Annotated in this window: 19 protein-coding genes; 4 read left to right on the top strand and 15 right to left on the bottom strand. The window is 36.0% G+C overall.

Annotated features, from left to right (window positions below; translation table 11 throughout):
• Window positions 1–67: 67 nt before the first annotated feature.
• Together pyrE and rph are read right to left on the bottom strand one after the other, a co-directional pair.
• Window positions 68–745, bottom strand: coding sequence for an orotate phosphoribosyltransferase (gene pyrE, locus Q4496_RS10575; protein ID WP_215973998.1), 678 nt, complete (start codon window positions 743–745; stop codon window positions 68–70).
• 25 nt (window positions 746–770) lie between these two features.
• Window positions 771–1,484: a ribonuclease PH gene (gene rph, locus Q4496_RS10570; protein ID WP_215973997.1), complete on the bottom strand. Its 714-nt coding sequence runs from the start codon at window positions 1,482–1,484 to the stop codon at window positions 771–773.
• A 448-nt stretch (window positions 1,485–1,932) separates the two neighbouring features.
• On the opposite strand from rph, the gene Q4496_RS10565 reads away from it, so the two are divergent.
• Both Q4496_RS10565 and Q4496_RS10560 read left to right on the top strand, forming a co-directional pair.
• Complete coding sequence (locus tag Q4496_RS10565; RefSeq protein WP_215973996.1) at window positions 1,933–3,399, top strand: methyl-accepting chemotaxis protein; 1,467 nt, start codon at window positions 1,933–1,935, stop codon at window positions 3,397–3,399.
• Between the two features lie 89 nt (window positions 3,400–3,488).
• Entirely contained in the window at window positions 3,489–3,950 is a 462-nt protein-coding gene (locus Q4496_RS10560) for a DUF6436 domain-containing protein (RefSeq protein WP_303602437.1), read from the top strand.
• A 109-nt stretch (window positions 3,951–4,059) separates the two neighbouring features.
• On the opposite strand, the gene ppc is transcribed toward Q4496_RS10560, so the two are convergent.
• Entirely contained in the window at window positions 4,060–6,621 is a 2,562-nt protein-coding gene (gene ppc, locus Q4496_RS10555; RefSeq protein ID WP_303610428.1) for a phosphoenolpyruvate carboxylase, read from the bottom strand.
• Between the two features lie 396 nt (window positions 6,622–7,017).
• On the opposite strand from ppc, the gene Q4496_RS10550 reads away from it, so the two are divergent.
• Entirely contained in the window at window positions 7,018–7,881 is an 864-nt protein-coding gene (locus Q4496_RS10550) for a YicC/YloC family endoribonuclease (RefSeq protein ID WP_215973993.1), read from the top strand.
• A 167-nt stretch (window positions 7,882–8,048) separates the two neighbouring features.
• Here Q4496_RS10550 and Q4496_RS10545 read toward each other — a convergent pair whose 3' ends face one another.
• From Q4496_RS10545 to Q4496_RS10530, 4 genes are all read right to left on the bottom strand, one after another.
• Window positions 8,049–8,267: a hypothetical protein gene (locus Q4496_RS10545; RefSeq protein ID WP_303610427.1), complete on the bottom strand. Its 219-nt coding sequence runs from the start codon at window positions 8,265–8,267 to the stop codon at window positions 8,049–8,051.
• Between the two features lie 9 nt (window positions 8,268–8,276).
• Window positions 8,277–8,993: a DUF1775 domain-containing protein gene (locus Q4496_RS10540; protein WP_303610426.1), complete on the bottom strand. Its 717-nt coding sequence runs from the start codon at window positions 8,991–8,993 to the stop codon at window positions 8,277–8,279.
• Between the two features lie 338 nt (window positions 8,994–9,331).
• Complete coding sequence (locus tag Q4496_RS10535) at window positions 9,332–10,591, bottom strand: PepSY domain-containing protein (RefSeq protein ID WP_303610425.1); 1,260 nt, start codon at window positions 10,589–10,591, stop codon at window positions 9,332–9,334.
• Between the two features lie 50 nt (window positions 10,592–10,641).
• Window positions 10,642–12,777 carry a TonB-dependent siderophore receptor gene (locus tag Q4496_RS10530; RefSeq protein ID WP_303610424.1) on the bottom strand — a complete coding sequence of 712 codons (2,136 nt, stop codon included), beginning with the start codon at window positions 12,775–12,777 and terminating at the stop codon, window positions 10,642–10,644.
• Between the two features lie 444 nt (window positions 12,778–13,221).
• Here Q4496_RS10530 and Q4496_RS10525 point away from each other — a divergent pair, with 444 nt between their 5' ends.
• Entirely contained in the window at window positions 13,222–16,539 is a 3,318-nt protein-coding gene (locus Q4496_RS10525) for a DEAD/DEAH box helicase (protein WP_303610423.1), read from the top strand.
• Window positions 16,540–16,639: 100 nt separating this feature from the next.
• Here Q4496_RS10525 and Q4496_RS10520 read toward each other — a convergent pair whose 3' ends face one another.
• From Q4496_RS10520 to Q4496_RS10485, 8 genes are all read right to left on the bottom strand, one after another.
• Window positions 16,640–17,725 carry an OprO/OprP family phosphate-selective porin gene (locus Q4496_RS10520; protein ID WP_303610422.1) on the bottom strand — a complete coding sequence of 362 codons (1,086 nt, stop codon included), beginning with the start codon at window positions 17,723–17,725 and terminating at the stop codon, window positions 16,640–16,642.
• Window positions 17,726–17,735: 10 nt separating this feature from the next.
• The gene (locus tag Q4496_RS10515; RefSeq protein WP_215973986.1) at window positions 17,736–18,353 is read right to left on the bottom strand and encodes a DUF4956 domain-containing protein; all 618 of its coding nucleotides are present in this window, start codon (window positions 18,351–18,353) and stop codon (window positions 17,736–17,738) included.
• Window position 18,354: 1 nt separating this feature from the next.
• Complete coding sequence (locus tag Q4496_RS10510; RefSeq protein WP_303610421.1) at window positions 18,355–19,269, bottom strand: polyphosphate polymerase domain-containing protein; 915 nt, start codon at window positions 19,267–19,269, stop codon at window positions 18,355–18,357.
• A 103-nt stretch (window positions 19,270–19,372) separates the two neighbouring features.
• Window positions 19,373–21,985 carry a CotH kinase family protein gene (locus Q4496_RS10505; RefSeq protein WP_303610420.1) on the bottom strand — a complete coding sequence of 871 codons (2,613 nt, stop codon included), beginning with the start codon at window positions 21,983–21,985 and terminating at the stop codon, window positions 19,373–19,375.
• 451 nt (window positions 21,986–22,436) lie between these two features.
• Window positions 22,437–22,898 carry a hypothetical protein gene (locus tag Q4496_RS10500; RefSeq protein WP_303610419.1) on the bottom strand — a complete coding sequence of 154 codons (462 nt, stop codon included), beginning with the start codon at window positions 22,896–22,898 and terminating at the stop codon, window positions 22,437–22,439.
• Entirely contained in the window at window positions 22,898–23,197 is a 300-nt protein-coding gene (locus tag Q4496_RS10495; RefSeq protein ID WP_215973982.1) for an EF-hand domain-containing protein, read from the bottom strand. Before Q4496_RS10495 ends, Q4496_RS10500 begins: the two co-directional genes overlap by 1 nt.
• Before the next feature lie 239 nt (window positions 23,198–23,436).
• Entirely contained in the window at window positions 23,437–24,102 is a 666-nt protein-coding gene (locus Q4496_RS10490) for a response regulator (RefSeq protein WP_215973981.1), read from the bottom strand.
• Window positions 24,103–24,147: 45 nt separating this feature from the next.
• Complete coding sequence (locus Q4496_RS10485) at window positions 24,148–25,623, bottom strand: ATP-binding protein (RefSeq protein WP_303610418.1); 1,476 nt, start codon at window positions 25,621–25,623, stop codon at window positions 24,148–24,150.
• Window positions 25,624–25,710: the final 87 nt, after the last annotated feature.

Here is a 25,710-nt window from a genome sequence, read left to right as displayed (position 1 = left end):
AAACCTAATTAAAATATAAAAAGCCTACAAGTGTGTAGGCTTTTTGTTTTACTGAATAACTAAAAAATTAAATGCCGTAAGCTTGACGATATTGAGTAATACTCGCTAAGCTAGCTGCTAACTCGGACTGAGTGTTTTGGTCATGTTCTGAGTTAGTTGCTAATTTTTCTTCAAGAAAGGTGACTACATCACCTAAAGTTACAATTGAAATCACCTGTGTACCAAAGTCACGTTCAACTTCTTGAATAGCAGATAATTCACCTTGTCCTTTTTCTTGACGATCAAGCGCAATTAATACACCTGAAAGCTCAGCGTTATGGCTTTTAATTATTTCCATCGATTCACGGATGGCAGTACCAGCGGTGATAACATCATCAACTAACATTATTTTTCCCTTTAGCTCTGCACCAACTAATGAGCCACCTTCACCATGTGTTTTTGCTTCTTTACGGTTAAAGCAATATGGAACATCTACGTTATGGTGATCAAACAACGCGACAGTTGTTGTTGTAGCAATAGGAATCCCTTTATAAGCAGGGCCAAATACTAGATCAAAATTAATATTAGCATCAACTAATGCTGCTGCATAAAAGCGTCCTAATCGGGCTAAATCTCCACCGGTTTTAAATAAACCTGCGTTAAAAAAATATGGGCTGGTACGGCCAGATTTTAATGTGAATTCGCCAAAACGTAATACTTGTTTTTCTAAAGCAAACTCAATAAAGTCACGTTGATAATCTTTCATTTTATTCTTTCCTATTGATATCAGGCTAAATTAACGCTGCTTTTTGTATTTCAAATAATTCATTAATACTGTTTTTAGCAAGGCTTAACATCGCTTGCATTTCTTCAAAGCTAAAAGGCTCTTCTTCAGCAGTACCTTGAACTTCAATTAACTTGCCTGTATCTGTCATAACAACATTCATATCTGTTTCGGCATTTGAATCTTCAGCATAATCTAAGTCAGATACCGGCTCACCTTTATAAACACCAACAGATACGGCGGCAATCATATGTTTAAGCGGGTTAGTTTTTATAATATCCTTGGCACGCATATAGTTAAGTGCATCAACAAGTGCCACACAAGCACCGGTAATAGAGGCAGTACGTGTTCCTCCATCTGCTTGAATAACATCACAATCAACAGAAATTGTATTTTCACCTAAGGCTTTTAAATCGACCGCAGCACGTAAGGCACGAGCAATTAAACGAGAAATTTCTAACGTGCGACCACTTTGCTTGCCTGAAGATGCTTCGCGGCGCATACGTGTGTGAGTAGAGCGAGGCAGCATACCATATTCAGCTGTAACCCAACCTTTACCTTGGCCCTTTAAAAAACGCGGCACACCTTCTTCAACCGAGGCAGTACAAATAACCTTGGTATCGCCAAATTCAATTAATACTGAACCTTCTGCATGACTAGTGAATTGACGAGTTATAGTTACTGGACGTATTTGTCCTAATGTTCTACCGCTTGGGCGCATGTTGTATTCCTAAAATGAAAAATCTATTAATTAAGCTTACTATTATAATCCAGCAAGGATTAATTTGAAATATAGTTAACAAAAACTAGATCTCGTTGTTTTACCTATACGTTAGGTAATATATTAATTTAAATTTTAATAGTAATGGACGCTTAATTTATACGGACGGATAAAGTCTAACAGTAGTGGATAAAAATATTGTAACGAGATAAGATCTTTCGATTTGATTGGCAAAGATCGCATCTTTTTATTTAAAAGGCGAAATTCTAAAAGGCGAAATTCTAAAAGGCGAAATTCGCCATTTTATAAAAACGTTTTATACTGAAGGTAACGTAAATTTTTTAATTAAGTTCTATTTGGGTCTTTGTTTTATATGGATTTATACAATTGACTATATTAAATAATTTTGTGATTTTTTATTTTTTAAGTAGATAGTAGGCAATTATTTATGACTAATACAAGTAAACTTTTTATAGCATTGTTCTCAATTCTTTTTTTAGAATCAATCGCGATAGCGTTTGTTTATAATACTTTTTTAGAAGCGATTGTTATAGGTTTACCAACCACGTTAATTGTTTTATGGCTAATTAAAACAGCGCCAGAAGCAACGTTAACAAAACATACCGCAGCAATTGCTGCAATGGTTTATGCCGCCTTGCATATTCATCAACTGAACGGCTTAATTGAAGTTCACTTCGAAATATTCATTTTAATGGCGTTATTGGTGATTTTTAGAGATTGGCGCGTGTTTATTTCAGCCATTGTTGTCATTGCAGCTCATCATTTTTCATTTTATTTCATGCAAAGCAGTGACATGCCTGTATATATTTTTGACCAAGACAGGTTAAAATTTTCTACTGTAATCATCCATGCTGTTTATGCGATAGTCGAAGCCGCTATTGCCGCGTTTATTGCTAAAACCTTATATGATGATAGTTTTGTTGGAACAGAGTTATCGACAGTCACTGAAAAACTAACCGCACATGAAGACTCAATTGATTTATCTGTGAGATCGAATGATAAGAGAAATAAAGTGTTAGGTAGTTTTAATAAGCTTTTATCGCGACTTGAAAATGTTATTTCTGAAGTTAAAAATCAAACTAGTGAATTAGTTGAACACTCAAATAATTTATTGAAAACTCAAGCAGCATTAACACTATCAGCTGATTCACGTAAGCAAGAAACGGACATGATAGCTACTTCTATTGAAGAAATTGTCGTTACTATTAATTCAATTGCTAATGAAACGGCAGAATTGAGTGATCAAATGAATCAAGTTAATGAGTTAACTCAAGAAACAAGTAGTAATATTAATAATATAAATCAACATAATCATGAGCTTGCTTCATCACTTAACCGAACGAATACCGAAATAGAGGGATTAGTAGAATCAAGTTCAATGATCACTACTGTATTGAATGAAATTACGGGGATTGCTGATCAAACAAATTTACTGGCATTAAATGCCGCAATTGAAGCCGCTAGGGCTGGAGAACAAGGGAGAGGTTTTGCTGTAGTTGCTGATGAAGTGAGAGCCTTAGCTAATCGAACTAAAGAAAGTACAGATAAAATAAGTGACACTTTAATAAAACTTAACAGTTCTTCTCAATCTTCAACTGAATCTATGAATCAGTGTATTGAAGCGGTAAATTCTATTATTGCAGTCTCTGAAATGACGAGTGAAAAAATATTGAGTGCTGTTGGCTTAGTTACCAATTCAACTGATATTGCCGTATTAGTTGCTACCTCAGTGGAAGAGCAGTCTTCAGTGATTAATGGTATTTCTCAAAATACAGAGAATATGAAAAACCTTGCGTTAGATGACGTAAAAGGCATAGAGCAACTTAAAGAAGAATCAGACCATATTAATCACTCAGCTGTTGTACTGAATGATAGTGTGAAACGTTTTTCTTAACTGTATAAATTACTAATTTAATGAGCCAAGTAGATAATAATGTGGGACGATATCAATATATCGTCTTCATTATTTGGTTAATTTTTATTGTGATTGCTGCTAAATATTTCCTCTATGACAGCTTAAGTTTATTTGATCCAGAAAATAGATTAAGCGGGGATTCGGCGGTTATTGTTGATGAAATAAAATCAAATTTAGTATTAGAGAATAATTTATCTAAGAAAACTATCATACATTTCACCAGTCAAGATTGCGCTTGTGCTGTTTATAGTGAAGATCATAAAAAAGCGACTAATCAGTATTCTATAGAGAATGATTTTGAAATAAAAAATATAGAACTTTCAGATAAACAACGTCATATTATTCCATCAACGCCAGCAGTATTAGTTTTAGATGAGCATGGGGAGTTAATTTATTTAGGCCCTTATGCTAAAGGTCTTGAATGCTCAGCAGGGCGCTCTATTGTTGATATAGTGCTAAAAAATTATGTTAAAGGCTTTAATGCTAATTTAATTATAAATAATGCCAAGGGCTGTTATTGTAATCTTTAATTTAATTAAGCTAAGCTTAATTATTATCTATAATATTTGAAAGCAGGGCATAGTGAACACTATGCCCTTTTTGATAAAATATAGGTTACCAATAAGCAATTATTTTAATTTAACCTGTATTACGCATTCCTGTAGCAATACCCGCCATACTCACCATTAATACTTTTTCGTTTTCTGTATTTTCAGGTTGTGCTCTTAAGCGCTTAAGGGCTTCAATTTGTAAAAGGTGCAAAGGTGCTAAGTAAGGACGACGAAGCTCAAAAGAGTTCTGGTTCCAAGGGTCATTTTCTAAGGCTTCCTTTTGTCCTAATATAGCTAAGACGGTTCGCTTGTCTTGTACAAGTTGCTCACGTAATTCATCACCCATAGATTTAAGTGAATTATCGACTAAAGAAGTGTCATACAAGGCAGACATTTTACTGTCTGATTTAAAGTAGACCATTTCAGTTAATGAAATACGAGAGTTGAAGTAAGGCCATTGTTGTAACATTTCTTTAATTAGAACTTCGTTGTCTTGATAAGCCTCTTTAATCGCCGTTCCTAAACCAAGCCAGCTAGGAATAACTAAGCGGTTTTGACTCCAAGCAAAAATCCAAGGGATAGCACGTAACGATTCAATCCCGCCATCTGACTTACGTTTACTCGGACGTGACCCTAACGGTAAAGACGACAGTTCTTGCTCTGGTGTCGCTTGACGGAAGTACTTAACAAAGTCGTCATTACCTTGTACATATTTACGATAAGCTTGGCAGCTTGTCTCAGACATGGTATCCATAATATCTCGCCATGCTTGTGTTGGCACTGGCGGTGGATTAATTAAACATTCTAAAATGGCTGACGCATATAAATGTAAACTACGGTTAGCTAAGTTTGGCGTACCAAATTTATGTCGGATGGTTTCGCCTTGCTCGGTTACACGTAATCCACCATCTAAAGTACCTGGCGGTTGTGATGCGATTGCTGCATGAGCTGGACCACCACCACGACCAATTGTACCACCGCGACCATGGAATAATTTTAGTTCGATGTTTTTTTCAAAAAACACCTCAACGAGTTTTTCTTGGCATTTATATTGACCCCAAGTTGCAGCAAGTACACCTGCATCTTTAGATGAGTCACTATAACCAATCATGACGTTATGTTGCCCATCACAAGTATTATGATAGCTCTCAATACTTAATAGCTCTGCCATAACTTGTGGTGCGTTATCTAAATCTTCAAGTGTTTCAAATAATGGTGCTATTGGCATATTCCATTGTACACCTAAGGATTTAAGTAATAATTTAACCGCTAAAACATCACTCACTTGACTCGCCATTGAAATAATATAAATACCAAAAAGTTCTGCAGGTTGTTCGGCAATTAATGCATAAGTATCAAATACCTCTTGTGTGTCTGCCGTCCAATTATGTTTTGGTAATAAAGGACGTGGATTTTGAAGCTCGGCAAGTAAAAACTCACGTCGTTTATTTTCATCCCAATCGGTATAACTGCCAAGGTTTAATAATTCTGTTACCTCAGCTAGTGCACTGTCGTGTCGCTCACTATGTTGTCTGATATCGAGTTTAACTAACGAAATACCAAAGCTATTTACCTTACGAATTAAATCAAGTATTAACGAATTGGCGACATTGGTTAGCCCTACTGCTAGTAAGCTATTACGACATGCTTGTAATGGCTGGCGTAATTGATCAGAGTTTGATAATACACTTTCTGTATAGCCCTCTTTTAACTGTTCAATGGAGGTTTTTAATAGTTGAATGACAGGTACTATTTGTTGTCGGTAAGGGCCACGAGAATCTTTATCTGCTTGTGTTAGTTCTGCAGTGGCTTTTGACATAGAAAGTTCTAAATAGAGCGCTTCAAAATCGCGTAAATACAAGGTACATGCCATTAATCTAGCATTAATTAAGGCTTCTTTACTTAAATTTGCGGTAACAAAAGGGTTACCGTCGCGATCACCTGCCATCCAACTAGCCATAGTGATTGGTGTATATTCTTCAGGTAAACGCTGTCCAGTGACTTTATAAGAAAAATCATCTAACTCTCTCATAAACTGAGGAATAGCATACCAAAAATTGTCTGAAATACTATTGAGCCCCCAACGGGATTCATCGAGTGGACTTGGACGTTGTTGTCGAATTTCATCAGTATGCCAGGCTTGTTCAATTAACTCTTCAATACGAGGAGATAATGCATTGTCGGGCGTATTTAACGCTTGGCCGATTTGATTGTATTTGTGAATAAAGGTTCTACGGTTAATTTCTGTAGGATGTGCTGTGAGTACGAGTTCAATTTTTAACTTTTTCAGTGCCGCTGTTATTACATCAGGGCTAACGTTAGTAATATGACTTTCAAGATCTTCAAGAGGATGGGCAAGGTCTAATTCACTCAAACCTTCTTCACTGGTAGTGTATTGTTGCTCGGCTACATTTAATAAATTTAAAAATTGACTGAAAGCTCTAGCGTAAGTAAGTAGTTCTTTTTCGCCACAATGAGCAAATTTCTCTTGTAATGCGGCGATAGCAGCAACATCACCAGCAGCTATTTCTCTGCCTTCTAAGCGCACAGTTTCTATTCTTTGTAGCCATTGCTGACCTTGATCTACAGCAATGGTTTTACCTAATAGAGTACCTAAATCGCGTACATTTTGTTGGATAGGTTCTAACATAGAGTCCCCTTAATGATTAGTTTACAGCTAAAGAAGTAACCTCTATTCGGGTTGGAGCATTATACAAGAAAGTCGAGGTTAAATAATAAACACTAATTGATATTATCATTATCATCAAAATAAAAGTTATAACAAAGATAACCTATATATAATTTTTATAATAAAGATAGATATAAGGCTACATTATACAGAATACAACGTTGCACATTCTGAAAAGCAGCGATATTACAATTGCTTGCTATAGTCTTAAAAAAAACTGGTGTTAGTTTATATTAGTTAACTTAAGCTTATTATTGTGACTTCAATAATAAGCTTAACTAAGTGAAGCGCTAGCTAGATTAAACAAGCTCAGGCATAATTTACCTTTATTTGTAACAATATAAACAAGGGTTAACTATGATTTACAGCATGACTGCTTTTTCTCGTGTAGAAGTTAAAGGTGATTGGGGAAACGCCGTTTGGGAAATTCGCTCAGTTAATCAACGTTTTTTAGAAACTTATTTTCGCCTACCTGAACAATTTCGCGGTATAGAGCCTGTGTTACGCGAACGTTTTCGTAAACAGCTTAATCGCGGTAAAGTAGAGTGTAATTTACGTTTCAATGCCAATATTGCTAATAAAAGTGAGCTAGCATTAAATGAAAATCTTGCACTACAACTTTTACAACATGCTAATTGGATTAATGAGCAAACACTGAACAGCCAAATAAATCCATTTGAAGTAATGCGTTGGCCTGGTGTTATGGAGGCTCCTGAATCAGATATGTCTGCTATTCAGGCTGAATTACTTGCCGCGTTTGATCAAGCGCTTAAAGATTTTATTGCCGCTCGTGCTAGTGAAGGTGAAAATCTCAAAGGTATGATTGAACAGCGTTTAGATGCGATAACTGCTGAAGCTCATAAAGTACAAACCTTTATGCCTGAAGTCATTGCTTGGCAGCGTAATCGTATTATTGAAAAGTTTACTGATGCCCAGATTGATCTTGATTCAGGACGCGTTGAACAAGAATTAGTTTTATTGGCTCAAAAAATGGATGTTGCCGAAGAACTTGACCGTTTAAATAGTCATGTTGGCGAAACTAAAAAAATATTAGAGAAGGGTGGCGCTCAAGGCCGTCGTTTAGACTTTATGATGCAAGAATTTAATCGTGAAGCGAATACCCTTGGCTCAAAATCGATTAATACCGACATTACTGCTAGTGCAGTTGAATTAAAAGTATTAATTGAACAAATGCGAGAGCAGATAGCGAATATAGAATAGCTATTTGTTAAGTTTCCTTTAGTAATATACCCAAAAAGCCTCGATAATTATTTCTTTTGTTTTCTTGAAAGATGATCTCTCTAGCAGTTAAATTTATTTATCCACCGGCAAAGGTACAATAAAACGTGGTTACTTCTATAAAAAGTAACCACGTTTGTTATTAAAATTTAATTTAACAGAGGTACAAATAGCTCTTTTGGTAATTCTTGTGCATTAGGTGCCGACAAAGTCACCATTTTACTTTCTGGTATTAAGCCAGCTGTTGCTAACGCACTTTCTGACTGTTCATCTGGCACTGTTTCAGGTTGAGCTGATGCTTTAGGACTTGAGCTATCATCACAGGCCATCAATGAAAATGCAGCTATAATAAGCAAAATATATTTCATTATTGCTCCTTAATATTTCACCCAAAAACTAGCATTATCGTGAATTTCACTTAATGTTAATTTACCTTCTGCTTCAATCAACGCTTGAGTGACAGAATTACTACTGTATGCTTCGTCATTCCACCAAACAATTTCTGCATCATCAAATATGCTCATATCATGTAAATGCTGATCTGCACCTGTCGTATATTGATTCCAACCTGGAGCACGGGCAGGCATGACCATTAAAGATGGCGCAGGATTAGCAGTTCCACTACTACCATGATCATGATTACCGGTTTCAGTATCCCAGCTAACAGAGATTTCTTGATCGTTATCATTGAGGCAGTATTGTGTTACTGGAATGAATACCGTGCTGAATATTGCATCGGGTAATTTACCTCTAAAACTTACCGTGTAATATTGAGTGTCGCTATCTCGCTCAGTACCCGCTGTTTTAACCCAAGTGATTTCGTTATAACCCTGGTCAGCTTCAACAGCTGTTGCTTGACCAAAGACCGCATCAATGGCATGAACTGATGTAATGCTTGAAGGGACTTTAGCGACAATACGTATAGTATCTTCAGCGCCAGAAACTTCATCGGTACATCCATGTGGAATACTTAGTTCAACAATACTTGTTGTATTAGAAAAGTGAGGGCCTGCAACTATGCCAACATGCGCCTGAGCAGCTGCTGTAATTAAACAAGAGCTTGTTAATAATGTTGTTTTTAATATGCTTCTCAATTTATCTTCCTTTTTTTAATGTAAGCTGAGGGAGATTATAAAGAGAATAAATAAAAATAAAATGTGGTAAATTGTCGCAGTTATGCTGAAAAATAATAGTTCAAAACTTGATAATGAGTTTACCTCTATTTAATCTAACGTCAGCCTATTTAACTTTAATATATATCTGATTTAACGAGGTATTCTGTCGAGTTTAAGCGTTGAGCAATTATTGGATAAAGCAATGGATAACCGCTTTTTGGGGATTAAGGTTTGGAGTAAAACACTGAGTTGAGTTCAAAAATCAGTTAATTATTTCTCAGTGTCAAACTATATGGGTAAACCAGAATTTTATACGTTTAGCCAATAACAAAGTCGATAAAAACGAGAGCAGTACAAACAATCAGTAAAGCAAGTGAAGGCCATTTTATCCAGTGAGTTTTAAGCCATAAAATGCGCAAAGCACTCGTTTCTTCTACGTTTTGCAATTTTCCGGTTTGTCTTAATCGTAAGAAGTACATGTAAATGCCACTAAAGCTAAGAAAGCTTAAGGCAAGACCAAAGACAAACCAAACATACCGGTATATCCAATTTGAAAATGTACCAAAATGTAGTGGGTCTGCAGCTTCAGATATTCGCAAGTGCCAATTTAATTTATCGCCTTCTCGGCCACCAATGTATTCACCACTAAGGCTATCAAATACTTTCTTATTAGCACGATCTCTGACTAAAAAGGCATGTTCTTGTCCATCAATTTCAATCCGTTGTTGTTCAGGAATAAAGCGTATTTGGTTAATAATATAGTGAGGGTGATTTGTTGCTATATATTCAACAGCCTTTGATAATGCTGTTGTAGATGGAGATGTTATTTCCGTTGATGGGACTGTTGTTACATTATTTTCTATGGTTGGATAACTAGCATTAGCTCCCCATTTTTCAGCTAAATACCAAGTGCCTGTGAGGCTAATGATCAACACAAGCCATAAACTCCATAAACCAATAATTTTATGTAATTCAGCCCAAAATAGACGCTTTGTACTAGCTTCTTTTCGTGGTGTTGTGGAAGGTGCTAATGTTTTACTTGCATTGAAGCTTGATTTTATTCGATCAAATGCAAAGAAATACCGCCACCAATGTCGATATATATAAAATGAAGTAATGAATAGTAATAGCATTGCTAGGCCTAGTAGACCAACAATAGTAATCCCCCATTGGGTCGGTAGCATTAAATGTCGGTGTACTTGTCGAAAAAAGCGTTGCCAATTAAGCCATAGACCTTCACCTGTAATACGATGATCAAATGCATCGAGGTAAATTCTAAATCGTTCACCTTTAATATCACGTGCGATAACTTCAACATTATGCCATGGTAATTGCGGTCTATTAATACTGTCTATTTTGGTTTCAGGGAAGTGATAATTAACGCGAGTCAATAATGCTGGCCAATCTAATTTTTGGTCATAGGTTACTTGGTGTTCTGCTCGAATAGCTGAATTAGTTAACCAGTCTAAATCAGTTGAAATGGTTGCGAATGTTCCGGTTACTAACACAAAAGAAAGCAGCAGGCTTAAATGAAAGCCTGCCCAATGATGTAGTGAAAACCAATTTTTTTGTGTCATAAAATAGAAGGGTGAGTTTAAATAAATTTAAGCGTCATTTCCTTAAGGGATTAAAATTGGTAAGTTAATTGACCGATAACGCTGCGCGGACTACCAGGGAAGTGACCATTACGCTGACTGAAACCACTAACGGCATACTCTTTATCTAAAAGGTTGTCGATATTGATGCTTAATAGCAAATCGTCCCATCTTGTTGTCCAACTCATATCAAACACGGTAAAAGGTTTAACCGTTTGTCCATCTAAACTATATTGTTTACTAACATAATTTACACCAAAGGCAATTGATGAATCAATAGTGCTTATTGCATATCGAGCCCATAATCCTGCTTGATGCCTTGGTGCATTAGTAAATTTACTGCCATCACCAAAAGAGTTGGTAATTGTATCACCTGTTACACCTTTAATGACTATAGTGTCGTTATATGCGTAGTTAGCTGTAATTGTGATATTGTCACCGAGATCACCAACTAGGGTCGATTCAAATCCGTTACTTTCTACTTCACCAATATTAAGTAATTCAGGAATTCCGTTATCACCAGCATTTTCGTCAGGGTTTGACATCACAACATTTTGTTTATTAATGCGATAAATAGCAAAAGTACTCATGATTTTGCCATCTAACCATGAACTTTTTATGCCAAGTTCAGTTTGTTTACCTGTTTCTGGCGCTAGTAACCCTTCATTAGCAACGCCTTCTTGATCGCTTGAAGATACAGGATTGAAACTCTCAGAGTAGTTGATATAAACAGACAAGTTTTCTTGTGGTTGATACGTTAAGGCAGCGCGTGGTGTTACACCATGGTCAGAGTAGCTATAATCTGTGGCTTTATTATATTCTTTAAAATTGTCGTAACGAAGACCGGCGATAAATGTCCATTGCTCATTAAATTTCATAACATCTTGTACATAGATACCATAACGATCAGTTTTGACACCATCGCCACCTTGGTCTGTTAAGTTGTATGTTGAAGGGTCCGTTAAACCATAGTTTAGTGTGAAAATATTAAGATTTGCGACACCATCGGCTTCGTACCGAGCGCGTAAGTAATCATATTCTGTATCAACATGATGAATATCTGCCCCGAATAATAATTGATGAGTAATATGGTCGCCGTCAATGGTATAAACAAAGTCTGTTGTTAAACTGCTTTCTTCATTGGCACGGTATTGTTTACGGTATTCACGTTTAATGGTTTGGTCGTCAATATTGGCTTCACCATCACTGTTTACATCTACCCACTCACGAGATTCATGGTAGGCTTGATCGCGTTCGTTATCTAAATATCGAAATGTGGTATTGACATAAAAATCATCGGTAAAATAATGATTTAAACTTGCTTGTAACACCAGGGCTTCCATATTTTGGTAGTCAAATTTTTCATTAGCGTTATACGATGGATCAACAAGAAAGTTACCTTGATCATCGGTAGGTACACCACGTAAGCGATTACCGCCTAAGTCTTGCTTAATCCAGTCAACACTGGTTGTTAATGTCGTTGCATCACTAAGATTAAAGGTTAAACCACCTACTATTTCAGTATTTTTAGCGTCTGCATTATTTCTAAAACTATCTTCTTGTTCATAAAAACCACCTAGGCGGTAAGCAATATCTTCAGACAACCCACCGGTTAGATCTAATGATGCACCGTGAGTTGCATTGTCACCAAGGGTAAACTTTAATACACGTTTTTCATTAAAACTTGGCTTTTTAGTCACGTAGTTAATCATGCCGCCTGGCTCACCACCACCATATAATGCTGAAGCGGGGCCTTTTAGCACTTCAACACGACTAACGTTGAAAAGTTGTGGCACACCAAAGCCTGAATAAGGATCGCCTCTAACGCCATCGTAAAAAACGTTTGCATCATCACGAAACCCGCGAAAAGTAACGCCTGAATAGCTAAATTCACTAACACCAGCAATAGAGCGATAAAGGTCGGTAATATCTCGTGCTGCTTGGTCAATAATAAGTTGTTCTGTTAGTACTTGTGCTGATTGTGGCAATTCTAATAATGATAAATCGGTTTTAGTACCAATTTTACTTTCAGTTTCTAAGTAATATTGCTGGGCTCGACCAACAACTTCAATTGTTTCTATTTTTTCATTTGTTGCAGCGGATAAATTATCGGAAACAATAAAAGTAGACAGAGATAAACAAAGCAATATTTTTTTTCTTGTAAACATCATAACGCCTTAAAAAGCATAACCATCAGTAATAATTATCTAAATGGTAACCATTATCATTACTATAGGCAATAAAAATAGTGTATATACTTTAAAATAATAATTATCAATAGAGGCTTTTACGTTAACTTTAGCGTGTTGTAGAGATAAATTTTTATAAGCTAGTGCTTGTTTTAGGTGATGATACTTGGAAATAAATAATCTAACTATCTGTTTTAATTTAACTTAATTTTTATTGCTTAGCGTTAAGTTGATAACTATTAAATAATTAACAACTTAGCTTAAAATTATACTGAATAACAATACAACATGTATGATAATAGGGGACTAGATGCTTCTAAGGCTTTAGTGCTACCATGATATTTCACATGGAAAATGAACATCATATTTCAAAGACACTTTTCGATAAGTGTGGCTAAGTTGAAGAGTTAATAATAAAAATTTATGGCTAACAATACATTTACACCTGAATTACTTGAACAAAATTTTACCCTAAATGAGTGGAAAAAAGGAACAAGGATTTTTCAAAACAAAGGTGTGAAAACTTGCGCCCTTGATGGAGAAACTATTCGAGGTGTCGTTTTTAGTGAGCGTTCTCGAGAGAATAGTTATTTAACACGTTTAGTTTTTAATAATAAGTCCGGTGTTATTGCCAGTTATTGTGATTGCTATATTGGCCGAGATTGTAAACATGGCGCGGCGTTAGCACAGTGCTTTATTCTCCAAAACTTTGATGAAAGAAGTACCGCTTCTTCTGAAAAAGTGATTGAAAAATGGATTAATCGTTTTCAAGCACAGCCGAGTCGTTATCAATCTAATAGTCAACAAAAATCCTTACTCTATTTCTTAAAGCCAAATAGCTATAACGAAGACGATTATCTTACCTTAGAAATTAAATCTACGCGGCCGAAAAAAAGTGGTGGTTGGAGTAAATCGCTTATTAGTGAATATTCTACTACATCATTAATTAATAGTGCTTATGCCAATAATGATGATGTAGCAGTACTTACCGAGCTTATGCGAACGAATCAATTTGGCGAGAATATTAAATATTTTGATTTGTTTGAACGTATTATTAATACTAAACGCTGTTTTTGGCATACTGATTATGACTTAGATGAAGCAATTACGTTAGGTGAACCGTTAGAGGCAAACTGGCAGTGGTTAGCGCTTGATAACAGCCTACATACCTTGCAACTGGTTTTAAAAGAACCTTCCACGAGTATACATATAATTAAAGCACAACCGCTTTGCTATTATGATGAAGAGCAAAATTGCTTCGGAGAAATTAAAACCAATACACAGTGTGATTTTGAAGCAGATTTACTTAATTCGCCTATTTTTGAAGAAGATAAACTACCTTGGGTAATAAATAAACTCTCAATGTCATTAGGAGATGCCTCGCAACGTTTACCTAAACCTAAAACGCAATTCTCACAAGAATTAACGAGACCTGAGGTGTATTTACATTTTTCGACACCGGCAAGAGCGGAGCCTCAGTCAGGATATGTAAAAGTTAGTTTTTCCTATCAAGGTCAATTAGTTAATCCACATAATGAAGATGCCACTGTTAGTGATACTGTTAACAATACTAAGCTGTATCGAGATTTAGCCTTTGAACAATCGGTAGTCGATAAACTCGACACCTTGCATTTTTCAGTGCAGCCTAAGCGTAAAGCGTATACCCATCAGGGGTTTTTAAAGAAAGAAAAACCAGCGGAATTTTTAATGCTAATGCAAGGCCGTTATTTTTGGCATCGCTTTCTAGATCAAAAATTACCTTTGCTGAAAGAATTAGGCTGGCATATAAGTTTTACTGATGATTTTCATTATAAAGCATTAAGCACTGATAGCGTATTTGATGCCGAAGTAATTGAAACGGGCGATCATGATTTTTTCTCATTAGGGTTAAATTTGACTATTGATGGTAAAAAAATGCCAGCATTCCCTATTTTGATTAGCGCTATTGAACAATTGCCTAGATCAGCACTTTTTAACGAAGAAAGTATTGATAATGAAGAGGGAGTTAAGGATAAAGAATTACTTATTGAACCTAATTCACCTATTTATGTTGATTTAGAAAATGGCGAATTTGTTGCCTTACGCTATGAAAGTGTTCAGCCAATTTTAAAACAATTTATTGAATTGTTTATGCCTAATGCGTTAAATAAAGACGGGACTATGGAGTTGTCACGCTTTCAAAGTCATCAAACATTATCCATGCTGGATGACCAAGGCATGGTCGCAACTGGTACAACTAAATTAAGAGCACTGGCTGATAAATTAAAAAACTTTCAACAAGTTGATTCGGTTACTGTACCAGAAGGCTTAAATGCAACATTAAGAGCTTATCAGCAGCAAGGATTAAATTGGCTGCAGTTTTTGCGAGAATATCAATTAAATGGTATTTTGGCTGATGATATGGGGCTAGGTAAGACCATTCAAACTTTGGCGCATTTGCTAATTGAAAAACAGCAAGGTCGAATGACTAAACCTGTATTAATTGTGGCACCGACGAGTGTTATTTTTAACTGGGCAAATGAAATAGAAAAATTTACCCCAGAACTTTCTTATCAGATATTACATGGTACAAAACGTAAACAGCATTTTGGTTGTCTTGAAGGAGATGGTGGCATTGAACAACAGGTTGATGTAATTATCACCAGTTATGCCTTGATAACTAAAGATTTAGAACATTATTGCGAGCAACAATTTTATTACTTGATTCTTGATGAAGCACATTATATAAAAAACACTAAAACTAAATTATATCAATCGTTTATGCTGCTTAAGGCCAAGCATAAATTATGTTTAACGGGTACGCCTATGGAAAATCATTTAGGCGAATTTTGGGCACAATTTAATTTTTTACTACCTGGTTTTTTAGGCGGGCAAAAGCAATTTACTAAGTTATTTAGAACCCCAATCGAGAAGCACGGAGAGCAAGAGCGTAAACAGCTATTAAATCAACGTATTAAACCATTCATTTTACGCAGAACGAAAGACAAAATAGCGACTGAGCTACCCAAGAAAACGGAAATTATTCAAACGTTACGTATTGAGGGTAAACAAGCTGAATTGTATGAGTCTGTTCGTTTAGCAATGGATAGCCGTTTAAAAGATATTATTGCTGATAAAGGTTTAAAACGCAGTCAAATTGAAGTGCTAGACGCGTTATTAAAATTAAGACAGGTTTGTAATCATCCTAAGTTATTATCACTTAAGGGAGCTGAAAAAGTTAATCAATCTGCTAAGCTTGATTACTTAATGGAAACACTACCTGAACAAATTGCTGAAGGTCGTAAAATACTTATATTTTCTCAGTTTACCAGTATGCTTGCGTTAATAGAAGATGAGTTAGTAAAAGCGAATATAGGTTATGTTAAATTAACAGGATCAACCAAAAATAGGCAAGAAGTTGTTGATAAATTTCAAGCAGGCGAAGTTCCAGTATTTTTAATTAGTTTACGTGCAGGCGGTGTCGGCTTAAACCTAACAGCGGCTGATACAGTGATACACTTTGATCCCTGGTGGAATCCTGCAGTAGAAAATCAAGCGACGGATAGGGCTTATCGTATTGGACAAAATAAGCCGGTTTTTGTTTACAAGTATATTATTGAAAATTCGATAGAAGAGAAGATTCAGAAAATACAACAAAATAAAGCAGAGTTAGCTAAAGCACTATTATCAGAAGAAGTAAGTGATAACAAACTAAGCTTAACTGATGATATTTTAAGTTCATTACTTGCGCCACTAAGCTAGAATAGCGATAAACTTAGTCAGTAGCCTAGCTAACTTGCTTGAAGTCGTTTTAACTAGTGGTAATACTAGTTAAAACGCTACTTATTCAATAAACTTGAAATTAGAAAGTATATTGTGCTCTTAAAGTAATAGCATTTCCTGCGTCAAATTCACTACTGTTTTTTAATTGCTTGGTTTTTATATAGTCAGCCATAAATTTCAGGTTTTTGTCCATGGTATAGTTTACGCCGACCGAATAAATTTGTGCTTTCTCTGCTTCTTCAACTAATTCCAATTGACTATATCGGCTTGTTAACTCCCAACCTGGTGTAATGACCCTGCCTAATTCACCTTTTTTGTATTCTCGGTTATCACCCGACAATTGATAGCTTACTTGTAAGTAGCCACCTTCATAATCATACTCTTGTGAATTAACATCAGTTACTCGGGCTTTCTGCCATTCTGCCGTTGTCGTAAAACCATGTTGTTGCCATAAAAATTCTATTCCTTGTAAGGAAACATCTTCAGCTAATAGATCTGTACCTTCAAATAAAGAATCAGAAAAATTGACTTCAAGCGGTTCATTAATACGATATTCACTACCATCAAGATCGCGCTCACTAAATGCGACACCGAGGTGAACCAGATTATTTTCTTGTTGCCAAGGAAGCCAAGTCAATCGGCCTGTTATCGCTGAACTACTTTGAGTTTCGTCGGGTCTAAAATAACCAAGTTGCCATGTAAACGATGAGAAATCACCCGATAAATTGGCCCCGATAGAACGTCCAGGACTAAGAGCTTCGGTAACTAAGCTGCGCTCCATCATCATGGTGTTGCGTGAACTGGTTAACTTTTCTAAGCCAAAGCCTTCTTTTTGTTGTCCTAAGGTAAGATCCGCCCATTGCCAGCCACTATATTTTAGATACGCGTCTTTAATTTCTGCTGTGTCATCCGAAAATCCTAGTTGTAGTTTTGTTTTCCAATTATCATCAATTTTATTTTTAAAGCTAAGTCGAGCGCGACGAATAGCTGTTTCGCTTGTTGGCTCGCCCTCATTTTCTAAAAAGGAATCGTCAAAATCGTTATGATCAATCATAACGTAACCACTGATATCAACATTATTACTTTTTGCTTGTAATATTGGGCTAAGTACACAGCAAGATAATGTAAATGTTATTAATTTTGCAAGTAAGGGAGTCTGGTTCATAGTATTACCTCTAGCTTGTTTTAATTAGAGTTTGTGAAGCTGTATGAGTCGAATTACTGGCTTGCGGGCTATAACTCACCGTTAATTGAGCGGTATCACGTAGAAAGTCGATATGTTCAATTTCTACAGTTTCAACTTGTAAGCCCGTTCTTACCCTTAAGTCGTTAATCAATATATTTCTATTTGCAGGCGTTATGTTTTCTATTCGTTCATAACAAATACTCTGTGTTAGATAACCTTTGCTAAATAGTTTGGAGTCCATTACAAAAGCGAGCAGACAAATCACAATGTTAAGTGTCATTAAATCCATTAAGTTCATTTGACCAACCGATGTTAATAAAGCAATCGCGGTTACTAAAAACAAGTAAGTCATTTCTTTAATAGAAATAGATTCAGTGCGGTATCTGAGCATAGTGAAAACAGCAAATAGTCCGAAAGAAAACTCCATAGACATATCAACGCCATGTAGAAGGTAAGTGATCACAAAAATACCCACACCAAATAAAACAAAGGAACTTGCTACGGTTGAGTTTTTGTTAACGCGATAATAACAGGCGTAACATAATAGAAATAATGACGCTAAGTTTATGAAAAAACGGGTGATAAAAATGATGTCTAATTCAGTCATACTAATTACTCTTTAAAAATGAAGTTTGCTCAATGCGGTTAAGTTTTTCTATATGTGACAAAATGGCTTTAAATTGATTCGATTTTATTGACGTGTTGTATAGCAATGCGCAGCCAATACAGTACTTACTAAAAGAAGTAGGAAAAATATTGTTGGTGCTCATTAGTTGATAAAAAAGTGAGCGTTTAGACTTTTTATTTTGTTTAAGCTCTGCAATAAAAAAACCAGGAAGTTTTACGTTGTTATTTCCTCTGCGGTCTTGGTACCAAAGATCAAAGTCTAGCGTTAGTCGTTCTGCCTGTGCTTCGTTAGCCAATGCAATACGCTTGTAGCCACCTTGTTGGCTGATATCTAGGGTATTAACGTTGATATGCATTTTTTTATCAATAAATTGCGCACATCGAGCATACTCATTTTCTTCACCAGCAAGCTTAATTCGACTTTTGATGGTACGTTTTTTATTGTTTTTTAGTTTTACTTCTAAAAATTCAGTATTCGTATCAACATAACGACGACGACGTACTTTATAGCGGTTTAATTTACCATTATGGTGATCGTGGTACAGTGACATATTAGGTGTGTCAAAATACTGATTGTGGTAACTAGAAACTCGATTACTGTTTATTTCAAGTACGGTATATAAGCTTTTTAACTGTATAAGTAAATCAGGTAAAAATGCTAATGGCAGAATAAATTTACTATCCACCCTATTCATTAAATTAGCCGCATCAAGGTCATTAAGGCCATGACTGTTAAATAAACTTAATGCTTCTTCTAATGATGGATGGGGCGAAATTTTTGTATCTGCTAATACGCTCGCTTCATCAATATTTATTTTGTTTTTTATATGTAAATCAGGGCTTTGAAAAAAATCATTGTTGTTACCATGATCAAAATTAGGTTGAATAATTTCCATTGGTTTCTCGCTCAAAATTAATAGTGATAGACGGGGAATACAGAGACAGAATTGAGCGTTATATGAGGGGGCTCGCTTCTGTCACTATAATTATTATTGAGTCTTAACGCGGTGGACCACCAACTGAGCTACTACAAAAACCACTACCATTATTGGTTGAAGGAAGATCACCTAGCAATTGCTTAGTCATATTCTCTACACGGTAGTCGACAAACTCGGTTAAGCCAAAAAAGTTACTCACTGTCGAATTAAGGTTTTGCTCGAATGCAGCTTCACCATAAAAAGCACTTGGATCGTTCGCTACATGTTCACGAATTAAATCTGCAATTTCTGTGACACGTGCACTGAAAGTACCACTTGATAAAGGCCCGTCGATTAATTGCCATAAATATTCATGGTAAATAGCTAAGCTGTCATCATCGGCGAATACATTAGCAATCATAGGTCTATCAGCCAGAGCACCACTGGTTGGCTCGTCGATATAAAGCTCTCTCATATCGGCATTACAGTTCATAGAAAATGTGCCAAAAGACTCATTAAAATCCCAAGGTAGGAAACTAAAGACGCCATCTTGTTCATAAATGTAGTAGTTATGCGCTAAAGTACCGTGATAACTGTCGAGGTTTGATAAGGCAACACTAACTGACATATATCTAAGTAAGCTATCAGTATCAATTACGTCAGTAGAGCCATTATCCATTTGTTCAACAAAATTGATAAAGGCACCGTTATCAGTGATTTCTTCGTTGGTTTGTAAATTAATGTCACTGTAGCTATCAATGTCACCATTTATCCAGAGCAGATCGCTACCTGTACCGTCTGGCTTGTATAGGTCACCATTCGAGTTAGTGAAGTGATTCTCTAAAAATTCACCATCAATCGCTTCAACCATAAGGTATAAGCCAAATAGTTCACCGTTGACGTAGAAGTTAACATAAGAATTTTTTGGTGTTGCTACGCCCATTTCATCTAGCAATTCGTAGGCGATCACTTCACGCATATAAGAAGGATCGTTAAAAGAGTTTTGAAGGGTAAACTTCTTCAGACCAAAGAATTTTTGTCCGTCAACATATTCATTAATATCAAGTTTAAAGCTATATCGGTCACTGGTTGATTGTGCAACGCTGCTTAAACTGGAGCCACCTTTAGTTCGAATAGCAACACTGTCTAACGTTACACCATTAAAGGTGATGCTGGTTTCATGGTATTCTTCGTCAAGCGGGTTCTCTAAAATATCTTGCCAGTTTTCGGTACTGATATTAATGTATAAATCATTAACAACACTTAAGTTAAAAGCGGTCGCTAGTTCATTTTCTCTACCAGGTGTTGGTGTTAAAAAGTCTTTATCCCAGCTGGTTTCGCTGCTATTGGAACTATCGCTTAATCCATAACTAAAGCCAGCAATAACATCACTGTCGTCCCAATCGATATAATCAACGGTTTCATCATTTAATATAAGACTTAATTCGTCTGTTTTACCTAGTTTAAAAGGAACGTAATAATCATTCGGATCTTCATCTGTTGCGTAGATAACGATATATTCATTAGGCGCTAAAACAACGTCAGGTAGTGTTACGGGATCAATGTCATCACTTTCATCAATAACTTGATAATTTGCAAGAGAAATATTGGTAGTGCCATTGTTATATAATTCAAACCAATCATTGCCGCCATCAATATCACTTGCCACTATTTCATTAATTAATAATGGGCCATGAAGTGCTGTGCTGTTATAAGCTTTAGGTGAGGGTCTCAGTGTTTGGGTTCCGTCACTGCCATCAGGAAAGCGACCATAACTATAATTAATTAATGCTTGTCCTTTACTCCATTTTAGTTGGTCAACCAGGTCATCGCCTTGATATAAGCTTAATTGGTCACTTGAGCCTAGCTTTAAGTTAATGGTCTCGCTATTTTCTATCTCATCACTTGTCGCATATATTTGGTAAAACTCCCCTGGATTCAGTGTTATACTAGGTAGAGAAAATAATTCATTATTTTCATCTGCTATGGTGTAGTCACCTAAATAAACCGCAGTATCTCCAGTAGCATAAAGCTCAAACCAGTCATAACCTCCGTCACTATCATTAGCGACAATTTCATTAATACGTAGTGGTGCATCTTCGTTAAGTATTACATCGCGAATAACTACTTCAGTGGCAGTGTATTCTATATTAGCCTCTCCAGGGGTTGGTGATAACGTTTGCTCACTACCTGAGCCATCAATGAATAGCCCATAACTAGTGCCTTCGATTGCATCGCCTTCTTCCCAATCTAGTTGATCTACTTGCACATCATCTTTAAATAAGGTGACAGCATCATCACTACCTAGTTTAAATGTTACATAATAACCATCGGTAGGTGGGGTGTCGTTTTCATCAATGGCTTGAATAACAATAAAGTCGCCTTGAGCTAATGTAATATCAGGTAATGCTTGAGCAGCGTGTTCTGTACTATCATCCACTATGCTATAACTTGATAAATTTACTGGGCCTTCAAGCGCATATAGCTCAATCCAATCGTTACCATCATCTGCAGCGCTGGCGACAATTTCATTGATAATCAAGCTTGAAAACGTTGAGGGTTGTGTGATTTCAGTTGAATCATTGACGGTTGGGTCACTTTCAGTAGAACTATCTTCACTACTCGAATCACCACAGCCGAATAACAAGCTGCTACTGAGTAATAAAGTATAAGATAAGAGAGGTGAATATTTCATTTGTTAGCTTCTTAAAAAGTCATACGAGAAGGACACTTTATTAAGAGACGGTGCAAACAATGTGCAACAAATGAGGAATGTTACAATAATATGACAAAATTAAAAAAAGCGTTGCCCTTATAAGAGCAACGCTTTTTTAAAGCACAACACTGAATATATACCCGTTACCAATCAATATGCGTATTTCAGAGTGCTTGAGCGATATCAATTCAAGGCAGTGTTTTGTAATAATGGTCGCTCCCTTATAAAAAGCACTAACGAAGAAGTGATTTTGCTCAAGCGCTTCTTCGATGGGTCTAAAAACAATTTATGCCGCGTTATTAACTTTAGTAAGGGAATAACCATGACGTAAACTTAATGCCTTGCCTAAATTGTTTTTAGTTCCCACTGAAACCTGCATCTTGAATGGTAACGGGTATAAACAAGCTAAATATTAAAATCAGTGTAAGTTTTATGCAGTGGTATTAATAATGGATTCACCATCTTCAATATCAAATTTTTGGTAAACTTGCGTTAAGATAGATTCCTTATCTTCATCGCTTAGTTCGTTATTGCTACTTGCTGCTAACTTTTCTTCCATCAGTTCTGCTAAGTAATCAACCATTGAAGTAATTTCTTCCGTACTTTGTTTCGGCGGTGGCGGTGGTCTGTTACCGTCTTCAGATACGTTGGCTATGTCACCAATACTTTTTGCGTCAAAACCTAAATCAGACATTGCTTTTTCCATTGCTCCACTAGGCTGAATTCCAGCTTGTGACAGGGTTTCGACAATGTTAAGGGCATCTGATTCGCTCAAATTTTCTGCATCATATTGCGATAATGTTTCGCTCAGAATGCTTTGTTGATCTTCAGTTAAACTTTGTTCTGTTCTTTGTTGTGGCATTTGCATGCTAGAGCTGATGTTATTAATCATTATGAGTTACCCTTACGATTTTGTGGTCTTGGCGGCTTATGGTTAGTAAATTCTTCATTACTTATCACGCCATTGTTGTCAGTATCTATTTCATCGAATACGGTTTGATGGTCACCATGCGGCAGTTCCTGAGATGAAAACTCATCAAAATCGATATCACCATCACTATTACTGTCTATGGATTCAAAAGTAGGGCGAGATGGTCTATCTCCGTCATTTTGAGTGTTTTTTGCTAATACTTGGTTTGAGGCTAAGACTAATAATGTAACGACTATTGCCTGCTTGATATATATATTCATAAAATCTCCTGTTGCTGCATGGTTAATACTGTGAATAACCATGTTCAAAATTACTATGCAAAGCTATTTTTCAAAGTAATATTAACAACAGAAATTGCAAATAATGTGCAAGAAAAGAGGAAGTTTTAGAATTGCTATCATTAATAAATAAAACAAAATAAAAAGGGTATTTATTACGCAGAAGTTCCGTTAATTAAGGCACGGTATTAATACTGTAAAGCTTTATAATTTCAAGTAAGCTACAACATTAAGCGATAACCTGTACCGTAAACAGATTGAATCCAGTCTTTTCCTTCACTTATATCAGCGAGCTTTTTGCGCAATTTTTTGATGTGACTATCAATAGTGCGATTATTTACAATACGTTGATCTGAATACATGTTTTGCATTAATTGTTCACGGGTAAAAATTCTTTCAGGCTTGTTTGCTAAAGGCTTTAACAATTGAAACTCTACCGAGGTTAAGGCAACTTCTTGATTGTGGAACTCAACGGTAAAACGGTGTTCATCAAGTTTGAGTATTTCGGTATTATAGTGAATTGTTTGGGTTCTTCTTAAAACGGCTTTAACTCGAGCAACAACTTCGCGCGGGCTAAAGGGTTTGCATATATAGTCATCTGCACCTAATTCTAGCCCTAATAATCGATCTATTTCCTCAACTTTTGCGGTGACGAGTAAAATAGGAATATTAGAAAATTGACGAATTTCTTTGCATATATCTATGCCGTTTTTACCTGGTAGCATAATGTCGAGTAAAATCACGCTAGGTTGATGCTCTTTTACCCAAGTAATAACCTCATCACCATGATGAATCAAATGAGGCTCATATTCGGTCAATTTGAAATAATCAGCTAACAACTCTGCAAGTTTAATTTCATCTTCTACAATCAATATTGAATTTGACATTTTAGTACTCTCAAACAGGAATAAGTGTGAGTGAATTATGTATTATTAAACTATAGGTAACTTAATAATAATGGCTAAACCACCAAGAGGTGAGTTTTCAGCGGTAATTTCTCCTTGATGTGCCATGACAATATGCCGACATATCGACAGACCCAAACCAGAGCCGCCAGTTTTTCTATTTCGAGAATCTTCAACACGGTATAAATGCTCGAATAAATGGCTCAAATGAATATCGTCTACGCCGACACCATTATCTTCAAATTTTATCAATACGTTTGAGCTATGATTAGTATTTTCAATGCTTAAAGAGATGTTAAAGCATGTAGCGGTTGAGTATTTTATTGCATTATTAATGATATTCTCAAATGATTGACAAAGGCGAGTTTTATCGATGAAGACATTAATTTTTTCATCGATAATGTCAGTAGTAAGTTTGATACCAGCGTCATTCAAATAACTATGATATGTATCTATTACACTATGCATTAATTGTGTTAATTCTTCATTTTTCTTACGATAGCGCATTCCTCCAATGTCAGCACTGGTAAGTAAATTTAAATCGTCAATTAATCGTTGAAGGTGTTTTACTTCATCATTTGCTGAAGCAATATTTTTTTTATTTAGTGGTCTAACTCCATCTAACATAGCTTCTAATTCACCACGTAAAATAGCTACAGGAGTACGCAATTCATGAGAAATATTAGCGAGCCAACGTTTTCGGGTAGTTTCATTCTCTGCCAAAGAATGTGCTAATTCATTATAGTCCCTACTTAATCTGCCAAGTTCATCTTCTCTGTTTAAGTTGATGGATTGCTGATAGTCACCTTGGGTGAGTTTATGCATACCTTGGGTAATTAATTTTAGAGGTTCAACTAAATGTCGCGTTAATGGTAGTGTTACTAAGGCAACTAGGCTCATAACAAATAATGCTATAATCCATAAGTAATATTGTTGCTGTTCAATAAAGTCGACTTCGTAACCTTGGGTAAGTTGATTACGTTTAGAAACAGCAAAATAGCCTACGATAGTATCATCAACGATTACTTCTGTTTTGCTGTATTCAATTTCCTCAATATATTTACCAACCACCAGGTTTTTATTATGATCAAGTAATGCATAAAATGCTTCATTTTCTCGGGGTGGTGGTGTTCTTCCCTCATGGAAGTCATTTCTAGGTGGCCGACCTTGTTCTTCTGCAGGACGCATTGGTGGCGGGCGACGAAAAGATAAATGTTCAGGTGAGCGACTTTTTTGTTTTGAGGTAAAGTTACTGTCAGCAAGTTGCTTGGAAACTAAGCGGATAAATTTACCATGACGTCCTTTCATGCTAAGCCAATTATTTTTTATCTGATATTCTTTAGCTAGCTCGATTACCACGGGCTCTAGCGCTTCTATTTCTTTGGTATTTACATAGTTAATCATGCCTTTACCAATGCTCCATTGCATCAGGAAGACTAATAAAGCGACGAGTAAAAAACTAAAGCTAAATAAAATCAAAAATAATTTATTTTGAATTTTCATTTGAAAATACGATCCTAGTCCAGTCGGGATAAATCAAGTGTAATATCGCAATATTCACACTTTTCAACAATGCTTAAGCATAACTAA

The organism is Colwellia sp. 5_MG-2023 (genome assembly GCF_030547795.1).
In the GTDB taxonomy this organism is placed as follows: Bacteria; Pseudomonadota; Gammaproteobacteria; order Enterobacterales; family Alteromonadaceae; genus Colwellia.
This window is presented reverse-complemented; position numbering and strand designations above follow the sequence as displayed.

Bases quoted from the DNA above. Each gene is read 5' to 3' on its own strand.
- pyrE (WP_215973998.1), bottom strand. From the start codon at position 745: ATGAAAGATTATCAACGTGACTTTATTGAGTTTGCTTTAGAAAAACAA.
- rph (WP_215973997.1), bottom strand. From the start codon at position 1,484: ATGCGCCCAAGCGGTAGAACATTAGGACAAATACGTCCAGTAACTATA.
- Q4496_RS10565 (WP_215973996.1), top strand. From the start codon at position 1,933: ATGACTAATACAAGTAAACTTTTTATAGCATTGTTCTCAATTCTTTTT.
- ppc (WP_303610428.1), bottom strand. From the start codon at position 6,621: ATGTTAGAACCTATCCAACAAAATGTACGCGATTTAGGTACTCTATTA.
- Q4496_RS10550 (WP_215973993.1), top strand. From the start codon at position 7,018: ATGATTTACAGCATGACTGCTTTTTCTCGTGTAGAAGTTAAAGGTGAT.
- Q4496_RS10545 (WP_303610427.1), bottom strand. From the start codon at position 8,267: ATGAAATATATTTTGCTTATTATAGCTGCATTTTCATTGATGGCCTGT.
- Q4496_RS10535 (WP_303610425.1), bottom strand. From the start codon at position 10,591: ATGACACAAAAAAATTGGTTTTCACTACATCATTGGGCAGGCTTTCAT.
- Q4496_RS10530 (WP_303610424.1), bottom strand. From the start codon at position 12,777: ATGTTTACAAGAAAAAAAATATTGCTTTGTTTATCTCTGTCTACTTTT.
- Q4496_RS10525 (WP_303610423.1), top strand. From the start codon at position 13,222: ATGGCTAACAATACATTTACACCTGAATTACTTGAACAAAATTTTACC.
- Q4496_RS10520 (WP_303610422.1), bottom strand. From the start codon at position 17,725: ATGAACCAGACTCCCTTACTTGCAAAATTAATAACATTTACATTATCT.
- Q4496_RS10515 (WP_215973986.1), bottom strand. From the start codon at position 18,353: ATGACTGAATTAGACATCATTTTTATCACCCGTTTTTTCATAAACTTA.
- Q4496_RS10510 (WP_303610421.1), bottom strand. From the start codon at position 19,269: ATGGAAATTATTCAACCTAATTTTGATCATGGTAACAACAATGATTTT.
- Q4496_RS10505 (WP_303610420.1), bottom strand. From the start codon at position 21,985: ATGAAATATTCACCTCTCTTATCTTATACTTTATTACTCAGTAGCAGC.
- Q4496_RS10500 (WP_303610419.1), bottom strand. From the start codon at position 22,898: ATGATTAATAACATCAGCTCTAGCATGCAAATGCCACAACAAAGAACA.
- Q4496_RS10495 (WP_215973982.1), bottom strand. From the start codon at position 23,197: ATGAATATATATATCAAGCAGGCAATAGTCGTTACATTATTAGTCTTA.
- Q4496_RS10490 (WP_215973981.1), bottom strand. From the start codon at position 24,102: ATGTCAAATTCAATATTGATTGTAGAAGATGAAATTAAACTTGCAGAG.
- Q4496_RS10485 (WP_303610418.1), bottom strand. From the start codon at position 25,623: ATGAAAATTCAAAATAAATTATTTTTGATTTTATTTAGCTTTAGTTTT.